Origin of the sequence: Ruegeria atlantica (genome assembly GCF_013033965.1) — a bacterium.
GTDB classification, from domain to species: domain Bacteria; phylum Pseudomonadota; class Alphaproteobacteria; order Rhodobacterales; family Rhodobacteraceae; genus Ruegeria; species Ruegeria atlantica_D.
The window spans coordinates 726,138-743,200 of sequence record NZ_WQFE01000001.1 but is presented as its reverse complement, the minus strand read 5'-3'; the positions used below and the strand labels follow the sequence as shown (position 1 = coordinate 743,200).

15 protein-coding genes and 3 pseudogenes are annotated in these 17,063 nt (G+C 54.3%); 10 read left to right on the top strand and 8 right to left on the bottom strand.

Features of this window, described 5'->3' with window-relative positions:
* The first annotated feature begins 13 nt into the window (after positions 1–13).
* From GOW16_RS03605 to GOW16_RS03595, 3 genes are read left to right on the top strand one after another with little or no spacing between them, the layout of a single operon-like run.
* Positions 14–778, top strand: a complete 765-nt coding sequence (locus tag GOW16_RS03605) for a transporter substrate-binding domain-containing protein (protein WP_170410302.1) — start codon at positions 14–16, stop codon at positions 776–778.
* A 9-nt stretch (positions 779–787) separates the two neighbouring features.
* On the top strand, positions 788–1,540 hold the full coding sequence (locus tag GOW16_RS03600; RefSeq protein WP_170410299.1) for an ABC transporter permease: 753 nt from the start codon (positions 788–790) through the stop codon (positions 1,538–1,540).
* The gene (locus tag GOW16_RS03595; protein ID WP_170410296.1) at positions 1,537–2,334 is read left to right on the top strand and encodes an ABC transporter permease; all 798 of its coding nucleotides are present in this window, start codon (positions 1,537–1,539) and stop codon (positions 2,332–2,334) included. The genes GOW16_RS03600 and GOW16_RS03595 overlap by 4 nt, the downstream gene beginning before the upstream one ends.
* A 448-nt stretch (positions 2,335–2,782) precedes the next feature.
* Here GOW16_RS03595 and GOW16_RS22735 read toward each other — a convergent pair whose 3' ends face one another.
* Both GOW16_RS22735 and GOW16_RS03590 read right to left on the bottom strand, forming a co-directional pair.
* Complete coding sequence (locus GOW16_RS22735) at positions 2,783–3,001, bottom strand: GDCCVxC domain-containing (seleno)protein (RefSeq protein WP_254429665.1); 219 nt, start codon at positions 2,999–3,001, stop codon at positions 2,783–2,785.
* A 4-nt stretch (positions 3,002–3,005) separates the two neighbouring features.
* Positions 3,006–3,329 (bottom strand): hypothetical protein, encoded by a 324-nt coding sequence (locus tag GOW16_RS03590; RefSeq protein ID WP_170410293.1) that lies wholly within the window; start codon positions 3,327–3,329, stop codon positions 3,006–3,008.
* A gap of 97 nt (positions 3,330–3,426) precedes the next feature.
* On the opposite strand from GOW16_RS03590, the gene GOW16_RS03585 reads away from it, so the two are divergent.
* The 5 genes from GOW16_RS03585 to GOW16_RS03565 all read left to right on the top strand — a co-directional run bounded on the left by GOW16_RS03585 (position 3,427) and on the right by GOW16_RS03565 (position 6,452).
* Positions 3,427–3,816 carry a MerR family transcriptional regulator gene (locus GOW16_RS03585; RefSeq protein ID WP_170410290.1) on the top strand — a complete coding sequence of 130 codons (390 nt, stop codon included), beginning with the start codon at positions 3,427–3,429 and terminating at the stop codon, positions 3,814–3,816.
* 536 nt (positions 3,817–4,352) lie between these two features.
* A complete protein-coding gene (locus GOW16_RS03580; protein WP_170410287.1) occupies positions 4,353–4,784 on the top strand; it encodes a c-type cytochrome in 432 nt (143 codons plus the stop codon).
* Between the two features lie 11 nt (positions 4,785–4,795).
* Positions 4,796–5,137, top strand: coding sequence for a copper resistance CopC family protein (locus tag GOW16_RS03575; protein ID WP_170410285.1), 342 nt, complete (start codon positions 4,796–4,798; stop codon positions 5,135–5,137).
* A 2-nt stretch (positions 5,138–5,139) separates the two neighbouring features.
* The gene (locus tag GOW16_RS03570; RefSeq protein WP_170410282.1) at positions 5,140–6,006 is read left to right on the top strand and encodes a copper resistance D family protein; all 867 of its coding nucleotides are present in this window, start codon (positions 5,140–5,142) and stop codon (positions 6,004–6,006) included.
* An 8-nt stretch (positions 6,007–6,014) separates the two neighbouring features.
* The gene (locus tag GOW16_RS03565) at positions 6,015–6,452 is read left to right on the top strand and encodes a c-type cytochrome (RefSeq protein ID WP_170410279.1); all 438 of its coding nucleotides are present in this window, start codon (positions 6,015–6,017) and stop codon (positions 6,450–6,452) included.
* Between the two features lie 477 nt (positions 6,453–6,929).
* On the opposite strand, the pseudogene GOW16_RS03560 reads toward GOW16_RS03565, so the two are convergent.
* The 6 genes and pseudogenes from GOW16_RS03560 to GOW16_RS03535 all read right to left on the bottom strand — a co-directional run bounded on the left by GOW16_RS03560 (position 6,930) and on the right by GOW16_RS03535 (position 16,222).
* Positions 6,930–7,787: pseudogene (locus tag GOW16_RS03560) on the bottom strand (IS110 family transposase).
* 940 nt (positions 7,788–8,727) lie between these two features.
* Entirely contained in the window at positions 8,728–11,196 is a 2,469-nt protein-coding gene (locus GOW16_RS03555; RefSeq protein WP_170410276.1) for an autotransporter family protein, read from the bottom strand.
* Between the two features lie 297 nt (positions 11,197–11,493).
* Positions 11,494–12,021, bottom strand: coding sequence for a dihydrofolate reductase family protein (locus GOW16_RS03550; RefSeq protein WP_170410272.1), 528 nt, complete (start codon positions 12,019–12,021; stop codon positions 11,494–11,496).
* A 151-nt stretch (positions 12,022–12,172) separates the two neighbouring features.
* The gene (locus GOW16_RS03545) at positions 12,173–12,874 is read right to left on the bottom strand and encodes a response regulator (protein WP_170410269.1); all 702 of its coding nucleotides are present in this window, start codon (positions 12,872–12,874) and stop codon (positions 12,173–12,175) included.
* Between the two features lie 3 nt (positions 12,875–12,877).
* Positions 12,878–15,199 (bottom strand): hybrid sensor histidine kinase/response regulator, encoded by a 2,322-nt coding sequence (locus GOW16_RS03540; RefSeq protein ID WP_170410266.1) that lies wholly within the window; start codon positions 15,197–15,199, stop codon positions 12,878–12,880.
* A gap of 111 nt (positions 15,200–15,310) precedes the next feature.
* Entirely contained in the window at positions 15,311–16,222 is a 912-nt protein-coding gene (locus GOW16_RS03535; RefSeq protein ID WP_170410262.1) for a hypothetical protein, read from the bottom strand.
* Positions 16,223–16,226: 4 nt separating this feature from the next.
* Here GOW16_RS03535 and GOW16_RS23045 point away from each other — a divergent pair.
* Both GOW16_RS23045 and GOW16_RS03525 read left to right on the top strand, forming a co-directional pair.
* Positions 16,227–16,592 (top strand): annotated as a pseudogene (locus GOW16_RS23045) (WGR domain-containing protein); the annotation flags it as partial.
* Between the two features lie 18 nt (positions 16,593–16,610).
* Positions 16,611–16,973: pseudogene (locus GOW16_RS03525) on the top strand (transposase); the annotation flags it as partial.
* Between the last annotated feature and the right edge of the window lie 90 nt (positions 16,974–17,063).

Sequence of the window (17,063 nt, the reverse complement as noted above, 5' to 3'; positions counted from 1 at the left end):
AGGGAGTAACAAAATGAACGTCAAGAAACTACTCGCATCGGGGCTTGCCGCCGCCATCTTTTCGGCTGGTGTCGTAAGTGCCGAAGAAGTCAAGATCGGCATCGCTGCCGAGCCCTATCCGCCATTCGCTTCGCTGGACAGCTCAGGCACCTGGGTTGGCTGGGAGATCGATGTTATCAATGCCGTATGCGCCGCTGCGGAACTTGACTGCGTTATCACGCCGGTGGCCTGGGACGGTATCATCCCGTCGCTGACCGGGCAGCAGATCGACGCAATCATGGCCTCGATGTCGATCACCGAAGAGCGGCTGAAAACTATTGATTTCAGTGATCCTTACTACAACACCCCCGCCGTCATCGTCGCAGACAAGTCGATGGATATTGAAGCGACCCCAGAGTCGCTGGCTGGCAAAGTTGTTGGCATTCAGGCCTCGACCATCCACCAGGCCTATGCGCAGGAATACTTCAAGGATTCCGAACTGCGTGTCTACCAAACCCAAGATGAGGCCAATCAGGACCTGTTCGCGGGCCGAATTGATGCCACTCAGGCCGACAGTATTGCCATGGCTGACTTTGTGAACTCAGACGCTGGGGCCTGTTGCGAAATCAAAGGCGCTGTTGCCGATGATCCGGTCATTCTGGGCCGGGGTGTTGGTGCGGGTGTCCGCAAAGGGCAGGATGATTTGCTCGAGGCGTTGAACAAAGGCATCGCCGCAATTCTTGCCGATGGCACGCACGAGAAGATCACTTCGAATTATTTCTCGGCCAGCATCTACTAAGCCGCTGTTGTGACCGGACTTCTGGATTCACTTGGATTGGCGCAGAGCGCAGAGCTTCTGTCGCTCTCGCCGCCGGGATGGGGCGGCAATTTGCTGCGCGGATTGTCCCACTCGCTGCAGATCGCCTTTGGCGCTTATGCGCTCGGTCTGGTGATCGGACTGTTCGGAGCCTATGGCAAACTTTATGGCGGGAAGGTCACGCGCGATCTTCTCGCCATTTATACGACGGTGATCCGGGCCGTGCCGGAACTGGTCCTGATCCTGATCCTGTATTACGTGGGATCGGATATTATCAACAAAATTTCTGCCGCCATGGGTGGTGGTCGCGTCGAGGTTAGTGGCGTTGGCGCAGGCATATGGGTGCTGGGCATTGTTCAGGGCGCATATGCGACCGAGGTTCTTCGCGGTGCCATTCAGGCGGTTCCACCCGGTCAAATCGAGGCCGCTAAGTCTTTTGGGATGCCCGCCTTTATGACCATGCGGCGTGTCACAATTCCGGCCATGATGAGCTTCGCCGTACCCGGTTTGGCTAACCTGTGGCTGATTGCGACCAAAGACACGGCACTGCTTGCAGTCGTAGGTTTCAACGAGCTGACATTGGAAACGCGACAGGCCGCCAGTAGTACGCGCGCCTATTTCACTTTCTTTCTGGCGGCGGGTTTTCTCTATCTCATGGTCACGCTCTTTTCTGGCGGTATTTTCGCACGGATTGAGAAATGGGCCCGTCGCGGCCAACCCTCTCTGAAGGGAGGGAGCAGATGATCGATTTCAAATCATTGATGCAGCCTCATCGCATCGTGATGATGCTGATCTTCACCGGGATCGTTATCTGGTGTGCAGTATCGCTGCAGTGGGACTGGATACCGAAATACGGCCCGCTGGCCCTTCAGGGCATCTGGACGACAATCTGGCTGCTTGTCGTCACAGTCGTTCTCGGTTTCCTTCTCGCAGTACCGCTTGGATTGGCACAGGCGGTCGGTCCCTGGTATCTTGCCGCACCTGCAAAGGCATTTTGTACCATCATCCGTGGCACGCCGCTGCTGCTGCAACTTTGGTTGTTGTATTATGGGCTTGGATCGCTCTTCCCCCAATTCCCGTGGATACGCTCATCCGAGCTCTGGCCCTACCTTCGTCAGGCCTGGCCCTATGCGGTGCTGGCTCTGACGCTGTCTTATGCCGGCTACGAGGGTGAGGTCATGCGTGGTGCCTTCAAGGGGGTTGCCAAGGGGCAGCTTGAGGCAGCCAAATCATTTGGAATGCCAAGGCTGACGATGTTCCGACGCATCTGGTTGCCGCAGGCAATTCGAAACGTATTGCCCACGCTGGGTGGTGAAACCATCCTGCAATTGAAGGCAACCCCACTGGTTGCGACCATCACCGTTGTCGATATCTACGCAGTATCTTCTCGGGTGCGTTCAGACACGTTCATAATCTATGAACCGCTTCTATTGTTGGCGGTTTTTTACATTCTCGTGGCGGGTGTGATCGCGTTGGGCTTCCACTGGTTAGAAGTTAAGGTACTTGGGACTGGACGCCGGAATGGCAGCTTCGGATAATATCTACGGAAGCGGAGAAAGAGCTGACGCCCAAAGCCCGAAAGGAGACAATTCTTAAAGAATTAACCAGAATTATTGAAATTGCGAGAAGACGAGCAAGGTGGTTAATCGAAATTGCATATGGAACGTCAGCTTTGACCTTTAGGCTGAGAGTTCGAGTGGCTCCTCACTTTGCTTGTGCAGCGAATGGCGGCAATGCGGGCTGCGACCGCAGAAAATGATTGTTATGCCCAATGTCGGGAATGGGCCGTCTTCATCCGGATGAGGCTGACCTACCAGCGATATGCTGCTCGCGCTCCGATGGCCGCAACGAGCCCAAAATACCTCATGCTGCGCAAACACTGAATGCCGGGCTTCCCAAGATCATAGACCGGAGCAACGGTTGGGAAAATTGTCGAAATCGTCCGGTGGCAAGTTCACCAAGTGAGCAACACCGGAATCCTTCACACTATCCGCAGCAGCCATTACCCGACTGAATTGGTGGACACGGCACGTTGGCGTAAGAGCAATAGACGCAACAGTCGCCTTCCAACGGCTTCAAAACCGTCTTGCACGACTTGCACTCATAGAACCACTGACAGGCATTCGTAGGCATTTTTTCGGTTTGACTGTGCCCACAGTTTGGACAAGTCAGTGTGCTTTCAAGCGCTAAAGTTTGTTCCGTCATTGTCTCACATCTGCATAATCAGAAAATCGTTGATCCGAGCCTCATAGAACACGATAACCCAAGCTAAACCGGTCATAGCGGTCGTTCCCCAAAGCCACCACTTCAACTTTGGCAATGAACCGCGCTGATGAGACAGCAGCCAAGATACCGCGACGAGCGCGGTCGATATCGCCAACACATAGTAGCTAGCCGCTGCTATCTTCCCGAAGACCGCCAGCCAACTGCCGCCCAATCCCAGCAGCATCATCGTCATGGGCAATACACAGCAAGTTGCGACGCCAAGAGCGGACAGCGATCCTAGGTAACTGAGGCTAAGGTACTTCTGCATTGGCGTTCCTGACGACCTTTTTTGCGCGGAGTTGTCTAAGCGACATCCTGTCGTATAACTTCTGTAGCCACTACAGGATCAAGGTGGGGAATCTCACATGTTTGCGATTGGGGAAGCATCCCGTCAAAGCGGTATCGGCATTGAAACGATCCGCTACTATGAACGCGAAGGGATCGTGCCTAAACCGGAACGCGCTTCAAACAATCGACGAATGTACTCCACGCAGGATATTGGACGGCTTCGGTTCCTAAAGAAATGCCGTGACTTGGGTTTTCCGCTTGCTGATGCGAGGACGCTACTCGAACTATCTGAAGGCGATAGCGAAGACTGCCAATCCGTTAAGGACTTGGCTGAGCACCACGTCTTGAATGTGCGCGAAAAGATAAAGGAACTTGAGCATTTGGAGGCGGCGTTGACTGAACTCACAGCCAACTGCGACAGCGGGAATGTTTCCTGCCCTATGCTTTCTCAATTGCGTAATCGATAGGGAACATCGGGTGTTGCGCGACCCTTTGGCCGCGCGTTGTGTTCGGTCAGAATCCGCGGTAGCATCGCCACGTGAAGTACCTTCGGCCAATAACCACGACAATTCTTACGGTTTTTCTGATCCTTGTTATGGGGCTTGGGAACGTCGCGCATGCGTTAGCTAATGAGTGCGTTGGCGGGCATTGTATTGAACACATGGCCACAAGTGTTGAGGCTCAACACGCTGACCACGGGCTGGTCGCTTCCAGCGAAGACGGGCAGCATGAGCAGGGCAGTGCAGCACACGAAGGATGCAACCCATTCCTGTGTAACGTTCTCGCGATCACAACATCGGCTTCCGAAACCAAACCTAACCAAGCAGCAGTCGTATTAGCATTGCGGGCCACAAGCCTGTCGACGCTCAATGAACCGGACAACCCGGACAGGCCACCTAACACTTGAAACAGATTTCCGACGCTGTTCACGGCAGTGAACACGTTCCGGTGTGCTGCGATTTATTTGCGGTACCGCTCTGTTACACAAGGTTAGGACCAGTACATGAACCGAAAATATCTCCTGATCGGCACATGCGCCGTGGCAGCCATCGCTGCCTACATCACTCTACACCCCGTCCCGGTTGAGGACGCCGCGCAGTCGGCACCTGCCGAAGGGAATGCTATGGTAGCCATTCAGATACCGCCTATCGAAGGAAACGTGGCCATCGGGCAACGGATATTCGAAAACGCTTGCGCCTCGTGCCACGGAAGCAACGCGGTAGGTGTTGAGGGCGCAGGGCCGCCGCTTATCCATATTATTTACGAACCCAGCCATCATGCAGACGAGTCCTTCCAACGCGCGGTAGCAATGGGCGTCAAAAGCCACCACTGGCAGTTTGGCGACATGCCTCCGGTTGAAGGCTTGACCCGTGGCGATGTGGCTATGGTCATCGACTACATCCGCGAAATCCAGCGCGCTAATGGAATAAATTGAGGAACCCGTCAATGAAGAAGCTCACCACATTTGCATTGATTTCCATGCTTGCCAGCAGTGCTTTTGCCCATTCGAGCGTGGACACCACCACACCCGAAGACGGGGCGACTGTTGCCGAAGTGCCTTCTGAAATCAGTTTCAATTTCGCGGATGATATTCGCCTGACAAAGGTCAACATGATCCATCAGGAGGCTCATACCGTCACACTCGACCTTGGAGACCAAACAAGTTTTGGGCGCGCGTTCGCGCTCCCGCTTCAAAGCATGGGCGAAGGCACCTATCGCATTGAATGGCGGGGCTTGGGAGCGGACGGGCACGCCATGCAGGGCGAGTTCACATTCACAGTGGACTGACCATGCCCGACATTTGGGGAATAGGCGCGATTTTGTCCAAGCTGATGCTGTATGTCGGCATTGGAGGAGCGACTGGTCTTTTGATCATTCGGGCTATTTTTGCCGACTTGGTGTCGCCTCTGGGCGATAGGATGCGTGGTCAGATTGCTCTGTTGGCGGGGCTTGCGCTTGCGGGCTCTGTCCTTGGGTTCATGCTGCGCGGTGCTGCCCTGACGGGCGGACCTGATGGTATGACCGATCCAGAAATGCTCGGACTGCTGTGGCAGACCCAGGTTGGCGACGTTCTGGTCTATCGGATTATCGGGACGGTTTTGATAATCGTCGGCGTATTCATGCCCCTAGTCGGCCAATGGATCGCGCTTGCCGGTGGAATGATCGCGCTTTGGTCATTCGCCCAGATCGGGCATGTCCCCGAGTTGGAGATAACCGGCGTCCGTGTGCTGTTGCTCTTGCACCTTCTCGGTGTCGCGTTTTGGGTCGGCATCCTGGGACCGTTGCGCGCCCTGTCGCAACGGCCTGAATATCTGAACGACGCGGCCATGTTGGGGCATCGGTTTGGGCAGGCTGCTTCGGTCATTGTCCCTGCATTGATTTTGGCGGGACTGCTGATGGCTTGGATGTTGCTTGGCGATATGTGGGCGTTAATGACAACGGGCTATGGGCAAACACTGTTAATCAAACTCGCGCTTGTGGGCGCGGTCCTGATGTTGGCCGCCGCAAACAAACTTCGCTTCGTTCCAGCCATGCAATCTGGGGACAATAAAGCTGCCCGCCACTTGGTACGCTCCATTGAAATCGAAGCAGTAATCATTCTGGTGATCCTTGCAGCAACCGCGACGCTCACCAGTGTTTTGACCCTACCGAACTGAGGTATTGCATGAACAGGCGCGACTTTTTGATCGTCACATTTTTCAGCTTCGCTACGAGTGCAAGTGCCGGTCATGAAATGGACGACCGGGACTTGACCAATGGTCAGACCCTCTACGCCGAACAATGCGCGTCCTGTCATGGCGTCAATCTCGAAGGACAGCCAGATTGGCAGACGCCTGACAACAACGGCATTCTGCCTGCGCCGCCCCATGACGAAACCGGGCACACATGGCACCACGATAACCAGCTTCTATTCGAATACACCCGGCTGGGTGGCGAGGCCGCGTTGGCCGCGCGCGGCGTCGACGGCTTTGCGAGTGGCATGCCCGGATTTGGGGATACCCTCACCGACGACGATATCTGGGACATTCTCGCCTATATGCGCTCCACTTGGCCTGAGCGCGTTCAGGAAATTCAAGCAGGCCGCAATCCACCGCATGACTAAGGATGGCAACCTTCGCCACGTGGCCGGTACGGTGACGCTTCAATTGCGCGGCGACTACAGTGCCATAGTCCGGTAGGATTAGGTCCGAGAACTGGGCGCGCCCTTGAAAGCCGACCTTGGTGCAAGCGCAGCGAATTGGTGCTATTCCGCATCTGTGAGTTCGACGAGGTCCGAAGTTCGCTTTTGCGGCGAATGACGGCTAAGCGGGTGCGACCGCAGCATTTTGACCGGTCGGCGAAAGGCATGTGTGGATGGCTCCTGCATTACAAGAGATTTCTGAGACTGCGATGGTCTGTCAGTACAGTCGTGTGTCCGGCCTGTTTGCGTGGCGGTTGCCACTGGCCCTGATGAGTTCCGCGAGCAAGGTTCCTATCGGCTAAACGACCTCAAGTGCCGCGACATTCGTCGGAGTGTCCTTACTCTTGGTTGACTTCGTTTCGCATCATCACATCAATCGTCTTGCATCTCTTGGCAGGATCACCAGATCGGCTGCCGGTATTCCTCCTGTTTCGTCAGTAGCGCCCAGATGATCCGAGCGGACTTGTTGGCCATGGCGACTGTTGCCAGTCGGAAGGGCTTTTCGTCCAGAAGCTTAGCGGTCCAGGTGTCGGCTTTCTCTGGGCTGTTCTTGGCCATGAGCGCACGTGACGTCATTCCAATGATCAGCAGTTTTCAGATGTAACGGTCACCCTTCTTCGTGATCCGCCCAAGGCGCTTTCGACCGCCGCTGGATTTGTTCAGCGGTGTCAAGCCCAACCAGGCGGCTAAATCGCGGCCAGTCTCGAACTGTTTTGCATCGCCAATGGTGGCAACAACGGCCGACGCGGTGATCGGTCCGATCCCTGGCATGCGCATTAGACGTCGGGCATCGGCATCTAGCCACGCGTGTTGTTCAATCAGTTTGGTGAGCCCGTCAACCCGCGCATTGAGCCCGTTCAGTTGATGACACATCACGCCAAGAATGCCGTCCGCGATCTCGGGCATCTCCAACTGGTCTTCGGACTTGATCTCGACGAAGCGCATGGTCGGGCGACGCACCGCTTCGCAGATCGCTTCTGCATCGGCTGCATCGGTCTTGCCGCGCTTCACGTAAGGTTTGACGTAGGCTGCTGGCATGAGCCGAACGTCATGGCCAAGCTCACGCAACTTGCGCCCCCAGTGATGGGATGATCCGCAGGCCTCCATACCAACCACACAGCGCGGCAATGTCTCGAAGAAGGCAATCAGCTTCGCGCGTTTTATCTTCTTGTTGATGATCCGACGCCCCGTGGCTGAAACACAGTGCGCCTGAAAAACTTCCTTGGCCAAATCCAGGCCCACAGTCTTTACTGTCATTGGGTGGCTCCTTTCCTAGCAGTCGATAACAACTGCACTTTGGCATGTTCGATGCCGGTGGAGCAGGAGCCATCCACCTCATCCGCTTGGGGCCGATGTTGACAAAACAAACCGCTTGCAACTCAACTTGAAGGACCCGTCTTAGAAATTGTGGTGCCGGATCTTTCAAGAGGATTAATCCTGAATGAACCGACACCAGACCCGCCTGCGAGGGGTAACCGTGAGTGAGCGGCAGGCGGTTGTTTTGCTACTGTTCAGGCCGACCTCAAGTTGGCATAGGCAGGGTAGCGATGCTCTCAGTCTTCACTTGCGAACAAGAAATTCGAGTTACCCCTACCAACACAACGCGTACACCTGATCAGACAATTGAATTGAACGCGTCTGCAATGGTGGCCTAGGATCGTGACTTTTTGAGATCTGCGTTTATTGAGGAGTAGGATCTCCACCACCGCCGGTCGGGTTTCCGTCACCCCGACCTGGATCTCGACCACCATCAGCCGTGCTTCCATCACCCCGACCCGGATCTCGGCCACCATCAGTCGTGCCCCCGTCGTCCTGACCCGGATCTCGACCTCCACCGGTTGAACTTCCATCGCCGTGATCTTCTTCACCTCGCGGAATTGGCGGCGGGCAGGCCGTTCCAGCAGCAGTAATACACTCTTCCACAGAGGGGATGCACGACGCGCTGTTACCGGTCGCATCAACGCATTGATGTTCTGATTGCTCGCATGCGTGCGTCCTCCTTAATTCAGGATGAACTGAGCAATTGGGGGTGACGTCGAATTTGTTCAAAACCGGTTCGGCGAGGATAGGAACTGGGGTCGTGTTGGAGCAGGCCGCAAGTGCGATCAGGCCTCCAAGCAACCCGCAGTGGAAATTGCGGACAGGCATACTTTTTCCTTCATGTTTGACGTTTAGATGATTGAGGATGTGGTGCGTCTTAAAAGACGTACTGAAAGGACAGTGTTCCACGGATCTCGTAGTTGCTGCTGCCGCCAAAGAACCCATCCGCACCGATAGAGAAGATTCCACGGCCGTTGCGTGTCTGTTGGCGGAGCCCACCACCAACAAACCCACGAATGAGTTGGTCGTCGTAGGTCGGGTCCAGTGTAATCTCTGACCCCAGTACAGTGGCTTTCCGCGAGGCATCTCCCAGTGTGAACTGCCCATCGATACCTGCCGTTAATTCCAACAATGCGTCCGGACCCGCGCCTAGGGAAAATTCATGGGGTAGTGTGACCTGCGCCCGCGCATTCAAATAATCGCTTTGGCTGTCATCTATCGTGATCGGGCTCGCAACACCGGTTTCAGTATACCCGTTCTCGGACATGTGCAGATAGCTGACCTGCAGGCTGGCCAGGAGCGACTTGTTTGCAAGCACATTGTCGAAACGGGTTCCAAACTCGAAGGACGGCGATACGAAATAGCCATCATGTTCGGAAGAAGCGGTCTCAACCCCACCGGCAGTCAAGTTGTTGAAGACCTGCCGGTTGCCACTATCAGATCTCAACTGGCCGCCGACAACTGCAGCGCGGATGTAGTTCGAACCAAAGTCACGAAAGTACTGACCACCGGCGAAGACGGACTTGGTGGTGCGCGTATTGCTCGAAGCGTCCGAAGTTATGTCACCTGAGGCATAGCCTCCGAACAGACTAAGCAGCGAACCGTTGGTCGTGGGGAAATCCACGCCGCCGATAACTCCGGCATAGCTGTCTTGAAGAACATTGTCTCCTGAAACCTGATTTTGTCCGCCGAAGCCCGAGATCCAGATATTTCGTTCCGCCTCGTCTTCCCGCCTGATGAGAGGAACTCGAGCGCCAGTGTTGCCCACAATGTCAAAAATGGAACGCGTTACATCGCTGGCAAAAAGGTCAGAGCCGGTAAATTCGGTAGGATCGACCACAACGATCGTGTCGCCACTTACTACGAAAGGTGAACCGGAGGTGTCTCCAACAACAGGCACATCGTTGAGGAATGTTAGATCAAGATTCATTCCGGGATCGGTGTTCAAGGTGCTTGGTCCGACAATATCGATCAAGCCCTGGATGTTGGAACCCTGACGCAGAAAGAGATCAGTACCCGTGCTGCCATAGATCTCAAACGCGACAGTGTCGCCTTTGATCAAACCACTATTGGTGAATGTCGCGGTATCAAAGAGGATAACTCCCACACTATCGTCGCTCGAAATTGTTCCGGTGTTCACAAATGAGGAAATGACGCCGGTGTTTTCAAAGCCTGCGTTAAGCCGTCCTGTGATGGTACCGTGGTTTTCGAAACTGCCTACGTCTCCGTCGACACCAAGCCCGAGCTCGTGGCCTTCAATCCGACCTGCATTGAAAAACGTTTCGATTTGACCAGTAATGGCGCCCGAAGCGTTATCGCTGGAAATAGTGCCGGTATTGGTAAAACTTATGATGTCTCTGGCCGCCAGGCCGACACTGCTGTTCCCGTAAATCACACCGCTATTGTCCAGCGATGTCATGGTTCCGTCACTAAGAACACCAACCTGCGCGCCGCTTATTGTGCCCGAATTGGCAAATGCCGAAATCCCGCTACTGGCTGTAACACCATTGCCGTCGTTCGAAATAATCTGTCCCGTATTGTTCAACCGGGAGAATTGGCCGTCGACGGATACTCCGTCACCATCTAGCGCCTCGATGAAACCATCATTTCTTAACGCCCCCAAACTTCCACCAATTGCGATCGCGTCTTGCCCCCCGCGAACAATCCCCTGATTAGTGATCTCGCCCACATTTCCGACGGTGCGGATGGCGTTAAAAGTACCCAATATCTCGCCGGAGTTCTGGATCTCTCCGATATCCGAACCACCAAATATACCGAAGTTATCTGTGCCTTGAATCCTGCCAGTGTTTTGGATCGTGCCGATTGACCCCGCTCCAAAGAATCCGTTGTCGTCGCCAATTATCAAGCCGTCGTTTATGACGGTCTGGGTAGTGCCCGTAACACGCACACCATCTCCAGTTTCCCCACTGATAATACCGGTCGTATAATTATGAAGATAATCTAGAGTTGAGACCGGAGTCTGTAAAACTATCCCATGTAGGTTGCCGGCAATCTCACCTGAGTTCTCGACGCGAAGCGTGCTTGTTGCCATTCGTATCGCATTCGCAATATCTGAACGAATTTGGCCATTGTTGATGACTTCGACTGTGGCATTGGCTTCGCCCGCCCGCACCGTGCTAACGTCATTCGTCACCGTCCCGCCGCTTTCAACCTGAAGAGTTGAGTTGTTAAACAGCCTGACCTGGTCGTTTATCGTCTCTCCAGAACCCACAACCAATGTATCGCCTGGGTCGACGATCACCTGCGCTGAACCCGTCCCTGTTGAAAGCAGCGCCGCAACTGATGTGCTGATGAATAGTTTGAACAGATGTGTCTTTGGTGACATGCCTAATCGCCTCTCCAATACAATTTTGGAAGCGATAAGATGTCGGTTTGTCAGGCTTGTTTCGGTGGATGTATCAAATATGTCAGCGGTTTGTCGAATTTTGGAAAGTGGAAGCACGCAGGCGTAAAACGCGATTAACTGCTGCAGATGCAAGAAGACTCAATACCGCCGTCGGCAGTCAGATTCTTACCTAGCAGATCTGTGAAGACGAGAGTCCAGCGCAATCTCCGCGAAGATGCGATCCTGCCGCCGCTTGGGCATCCCGCCCTAAGAGAGCAGCAGGATTTCCGTTAACTCCTAGGTTTCAAATTCTTCCAGCGCATACCCGTTATCATATGCTTTTGAGGCGATCTTTCTAAACTGGCGCGGAGCGGTAGCACCGCCAAAAAGCGATACTCCGTTGCCATAGACGAAGGGCGCTCGTTTGAGCACGATCCGGTTAATCAGGCCTTTATTCAATAGCCAGCCCGCAAACAAACCGCCTCCGCAGAGATAGATCGGTCCCTCTGCGGTGGCTTTGAGCTTTTCGACAACTCCGACAGTCGCTGACCTGCAGAGCGAGACTTCCGAGTCTTTCAGATCGCCAATGGATTGGGAAAAAACTATGGTTTCCATATGCGGATAAGGGTTCTGACCCGGTTTCAGCCCAAAGCTATATCCAAACTCATAGGTGGACCGACCCATGATTGCGGTAGCGTATGACGCCAGACGGGTGTTGTAGTCTTCGACGACTGGCCCTTCGTGGGCAAACAACGAAACATCTCCGGACGGACCAGAAATGAAGCCGTCCAGTGAGACGGCGACGTCATAAATGATGGGATGCATGGTGTGCTCCGATTAAGTGTATCCAATTTGCCAATTCGGCTGGTTGATCGACTGGAATTACTTGATCACTTGCAGGGCACTCCTCTTTCATCCAGGTCATTGCTGCCGCACGAAGCGGATAGTCAATTCAGGTTCTGCATTCGGCAATTGCCTAGCCAAACACATAGCCGATGCCGTGAACGGTGCGGATCACCTCGGGCTTTTCCGGGTTCTTTTCGATCTTTCGGCGGATGCGCGAAATTCTGAGATCAATTGATCGATCAAATGGTTCCCAGCCACGATCATGCGCCTTTGCCAGCAACTGGTCGCGGTTTAAGGTCCGGCCTCGGTTTTCAGCAAAGACCCGCAGCAGGCTAAATTCCATAGCCGTAATCGCAATCTCAGAACCATCTTCCGCGAACAACCGTGCACCATCTATGTCAAGATGACAGGGGCCAAAGGCCACGGTGCCGCTAAGGCGATCATGCACTTCTTGTTCAGATTCTCTGATCGCACTGCGTCGGATTGCTGCTTTTATCCGGGCCTGCAATTCGCGGAGGTCCACTGGTTTGACAAGATAATCATCAGCGCCAAATTCCAACCCTAGCACCTTGTCGACAACATCTCCCGCAGCCGTCAACATCATCACCGGCACTTGAGAGCCCGTCCGGATGTCGCGCAGAGCCGTAAACCCGTCCTTGCCTGGCATCCTGACATCCAGCAAGACCAGATCAGGTTCCTGTTCGGCCAAAAGCGACATGAGCGTCGTGGCGTCTTCAGCCTCTTGTACGGCGTATCCACATTCGCTCAGGTGATCCGCAAGCATCTTGCGCAGGGGCGCTTCGTCGTCGCAGATGATGACGGAATGATACATGGGTTATTCCAGTTCGTAGAGCACGAGCCGGATCAATGTCAGAAGCTCGCGTTTTATGATCGGTTTTTCGATGAAGGGGCGTTTTGAGCGCGCAAAAAAGTCGCGGACATTCTCACTCAGGGCATCACCGGTAATAAACCCGACTCGATCGGCGTTGCGCGGTGAAATCAGCCGCAAGGCTTCGTAGAACGCTTCACCATCCATGTCGGGCATTTTGAAATCGCTCAGGATGATATCGAATTCCCGGGCCTCAGCCATATGCAGGGCTTGCCGGGGGGTGGTCGTCATCTCGACCGAGTGCCCTTCATCGGTGAGTAGGTCCGAAAGCAGTCGCGCCACACCTGCCTCGTCATCGACCACAAGACAAGAGAGAGCCTTTGAGGGTCTTGGGGCCAGACGATCCAATTCGTTCTGTGTATTGTCGTCAGCGACTGAATCAAGTTTGACGTAGAAACTGGTACCCTCCCCAGGGGCAGAGCGCAGTGACAACTCGCCTTCGTGGCCTTCGATGATCTTGTGACTGAAGGCAAGCCCAACACCCGTGCCTTCGCCAACTTCCTTCGTGGTAAAGAACGGCTCGAAAACCCGATTTTGGATATCTGCCGGAATACCCGGCCCGTTGTCTCGGATCTCGACTACGGTGCGGTTTTCGTCTGCATCATGATATGAACGGACGAGAATACGGCCGTCTTCGCGCTGGTCCTGAAGAGCATGGCCAGCATTGACGATGAGATTACTGAACACTTGCGCCAGTTGGTCAAAATCGCCCGAAATTGGAGGCGCAGTTTCGTCCAGTTCGGTTTCAACTACGGTACCGTTGGTTTTTAGTGAATAACCCGAGACCTCCAGTGCAGTCGCCACCACGTCGTTCAACGAGCAGATATCTATCCGTGTAGGGCGCTGTCGCGCCATGGCAAGGAAAGTTTTGACGATCTTTCCAGCGCGTTCAGCGGATTGGCACATCAAATCAATGCGCTCGGACAAAACAGGGTCGCTAACCTTGCCTTGCAACATTTGGCTATATCCAAAGATCACCGATAGGGGGTTGTTCAACTCATGCGCAACGCCGGCCAGCAGTTCCCCAAGGGCAGAGAGCTTCTCGTTCTGATGCGCAACCTCGCGCTGTTGTTCAAGCTCGGCCTCGGCGCGAACCTGATCGGTAATCTCGCGATAAGAGAGCAGAAACCCACCCAAAGCAGTGACGTTGGAACTGCCCAGGAAAATCCTTCCATCCGTCGTTTGAAGTGGAAACTCACGTCCGTAATTGTAGATCAGCGCCATTCCCGCGGCATAGTAGTCCTCTTTGCTCATTCCCTCCGGGCGAAGGTAATAGTCAGATTCAACGATGGACCAAAAGAACTCGCTACCGGGGGCGCCAGGCTGCGGCTTTATCCCCGTAGGCTCGATCATTGCGTACCATGCCTTGTTGGCCAGGACGAACTTTTCATCTGCATCAAAGAGGACCAGCGGGTAATCCACCGCATCAATGGCACCGTTGACCGCCTCCAGCCGGGTTGCTTCCGCCCGTCGCTGATTGGTCAGATCACGGACGAAAAGCAGGGAGCCGCCATAGGCCGTCAGATGCGACGCGCCGACATAGTGCTTACCCTCGGCGGTGCGTATCTCTACCTGTTTGCCGTGCTGCGACATCTCAGTCATCAGCCAATTGATGTAATCCTCATGGCTCTGATCCTCGGGGATGTCGTAGAAGCCTTCTCTGACCAGTTCAATGACCTTGTCGGCGACGTCATCGCCGGGTTTAGGGGTCAGATGCGGTCGCGCGCCGTACATCATCTCCTTCCAGGCCGTGTTGGCAAAGACAAAGCGCATGTTCTCGTCACACAGGACAAGCCCTTCGTCCAGTGCCTGAAACGCGTCTAGCAGCATGTCGCGTGCCGATTGATCAGGCGTTTGTGCCTCCCTCGACAGCCGTACGCTTACCATTGTCCTGCCGCACCCTGTGGTTTTAGTCGTCGCTGTAATAGTGTGTCCATCCGCATTTCTGAACTCGAGGGTCTGGCCCGGTTCAGACGGAACACCAACGCAAGACGAGAATGTCGTATCACCCTTGCCATCGGTCGGCTGCAGATAACCCGTCCCGGAAAAAACACGCGCAACCTGCCGTGAAGAGGTTCCGGGGATTGGCTTTGGATGACCCGGTGGTGCCAGCAGTTCCATATATTTGACGTTGCACAGAAGAAATCTGCCCTCATCATCAAAGAGTGCGATCCCTTCGTCCAAAGCATCGATCAGGTCTTCGACCAAGGCAGAACCCTGTCCCGGATTACCCGCGACAGAGGTCGGCATCTCTTGGGTGGTGGTCATTTCCGCTGTCCTCTAATCTCAATCAGGTGAAGGCCATAACCTGCGGGTCCTTTCAAATTTGTCGAGGTATGAACTTGGCGACAAGCGATAAACTGAATTCAGACGTTAACTTCATGGTTCAATGATGTACCAGGATTCCTCGACAAATATCCATCGTGTGCCACTGGTCCATTCGTACTGCCCGCCATCCTCTTCAAGACGAACAATGACAGGCGGCTGATTGGAAGAGGTTAGGGCTTCCCACGCCATACCATCCAAGACCGGCGTCAAGAACAGATTTTGTGTGAGAGTGATCTCACCTGTTGTCAGCATCTTCGTCACATGCGCATTGATCCGATCCATCGGAGCACCGCGCTCGGCCATTTTGCTCAGAAGAGGTTCGTGCAAGGCAAACACTGCCTCGGCATCGCGCCTTCGTACCGCTGCCTGCAGTTCCTGCACAGCTTCGATCAGACCGTCGCCGTTGGTTGCAATAATACCCGGAAAAAGTACCCCGGCATGTATTTCGGTATCGAAGATCAGATCTTGCTTTCCGCTACCGTGAATTTCCGTTGACACGAGCACGTGCTCGTCCGGGAAACCACCCTCACATCCTGCGTGCACCGCGAAGTTTGCTGAGCCCCTTGCGCTCGCGGCGTCATAGGTAACAGTTACGACGTTCTCGCCGTCCAACAGACCCTGATCAAGCTTTACAACGCCGGAGTAGCCATCACCTGATTTAACCAGAACGCCATTCAATCGAATGTCATGGTTGCCTCCATCGGTCTGGTATTGAACTATGTGCATTGGCTCGCACCCCAGCGCTCCTTTGGCAATCATTAGCATCAATGACGATACGGCAATTCTTAGATGCCTTTGACCGATCATAAAACTTCTCTCCCGCATTCCGAACTGGCGCAAAGTCCAACAGGCACCGCTTGATACAGTCGCCATAGTGAATGCAGTGTGTTTCAAAGCAATGTTGAGAGTTGTATCAATTGTATCAATTTTTTTGGGCAGCCTCGTACAGAATCTCAATGCCACCTGAATGCGCGCCCTTTCGCAGTGGAAGGACAAACCACAACGCGGGTGTGGTCCATACTTAATTGTTAACGAAATGCCAGAACTCGCCAATCTCGAAAGGTCATTGGGCAGAACGGCTGAACTGATCGACAATCAGATCATGGAACTGTCAGACACCACACCTGTCCACCTGATCCATGTGGACCCCGAGATCAACATGGCGCGGTTCTATGGGATTGAACTGCAGCCGGTGCTGTTCGGGGAAGTTTCTGTTCTTCGCACCTGGGAACGTATTGGCACAAACGGGCAAGCCAAGATGGTAACGTATGATGGCGGAGCCCTGGCCGGTGAAGTGTTCCAAAAACTTGAAAAGCAAAAGCTCTGTCGAGGGTATGTTCCCGTCGGTGGTTATACGTGTCCAGAAGGCCAGCACCTGTTGCAGTCTCGGCGCAACTACTCTGACCCACGCAGGAAAGAACCCAAAACCGGCCGTCGCCGCTACCGAGCCACCAAAGCAATATGCGATGCGTGCCCGTCGAAACCAAAATGCTGCCCGAACACAAACACCCGTTTCATCGGTCGCGAAGAACATGAAGACGCCCGTGATTTTGCCCGGCTGGCTGCCAAATCGCCCTTCAACCCAAAGGTCCAGGCCAAACGCAAAAAGGTCGAGATGCTCTTCGCCCACCTCAAACGCATTCTTGGCATGGGACGGCTCCGGCTTCGAGGGCCCTGCGGTGCACAGAATGAATTTACCCTCGCAGCAATCGCTTTTCGGACCTCCGTCCGTCTTCCAGCTTCGCTCGCGCAGCGAATGTCTCCTTTGACGGGCCGCGCCGCAGCGACGAAGCGCACCGATCAA

Bases quoted from the DNA above. Each gene is read 5' to 3' on its own strand.
- GOW16_RS03605 (WP_170410302.1), top strand. From the start codon at position 14: ATGAACGTCAAGAAACTACTCGCATCGGGGCTTGCCGCCGCCATCTTT.
- GOW16_RS03595 (WP_170410296.1), top strand. From the start codon at position 1,537: ATGATCGATTTCAAATCATTGATGCAGCCTCATCGCATCGTGATGATG.
- GOW16_RS22735 (WP_254429665.1), bottom strand. From the start codon at position 3,001: ATGACGGAACAAACTTTAGCGCTTGAAAGCACACTGACTTGTCCAAAC.
- GOW16_RS03590 (WP_170410293.1), bottom strand. From the start codon at position 3,329: ATGCAGAAGTACCTTAGCCTCAGTTACCTAGGATCGCTGTCCGCTCTT.
- GOW16_RS03585 (WP_170410290.1), top strand. From the start codon at position 3,427: ATGTTTGCGATTGGGGAAGCATCCCGTCAAAGCGGTATCGGCATTGAA.
- GOW16_RS03580 (WP_170410287.1), top strand. From the start codon at position 4,353: ATGAACCGAAAATATCTCCTGATCGGCACATGCGCCGTGGCAGCCATC.
- GOW16_RS03575 (WP_170410285.1), top strand. From the start codon at position 4,796: ATGAAGAAGCTCACCACATTTGCATTGATTTCCATGCTTGCCAGCAGT.
- GOW16_RS03570 (WP_170410282.1), top strand. From the start codon at position 5,140: ATGCCCGACATTTGGGGAATAGGCGCGATTTTGTCCAAGCTGATGCTG.
- GOW16_RS03565 (WP_170410279.1), top strand. From the start codon at position 6,015: ATGAACAGGCGCGACTTTTTGATCGTCACATTTTTCAGCTTCGCTACG.
- GOW16_RS03555 (WP_170410276.1), bottom strand. From the start codon at position 11,196: ATGTCACCAAAGACACATCTGTTCAAACTATTCATCAGCACATCAGTT.
- GOW16_RS03550 (WP_170410272.1), bottom strand. From the start codon at position 12,021: ATGCATCCCATCATTTATGACGTCGCCGTCTCACTGGACGGCTTCATT.
- GOW16_RS03545 (WP_170410269.1), bottom strand. From the start codon at position 12,874: ATGTATCATTCCGTCATCATCTGCGACGACGAAGCGCCCCTGCGCAAG.
- GOW16_RS03540 (WP_170410266.1), bottom strand. From the start codon at position 15,199: ATGACCACCACCCAAGAGATGCCGACCTCTGTCGCGGGTAATCCGGGA.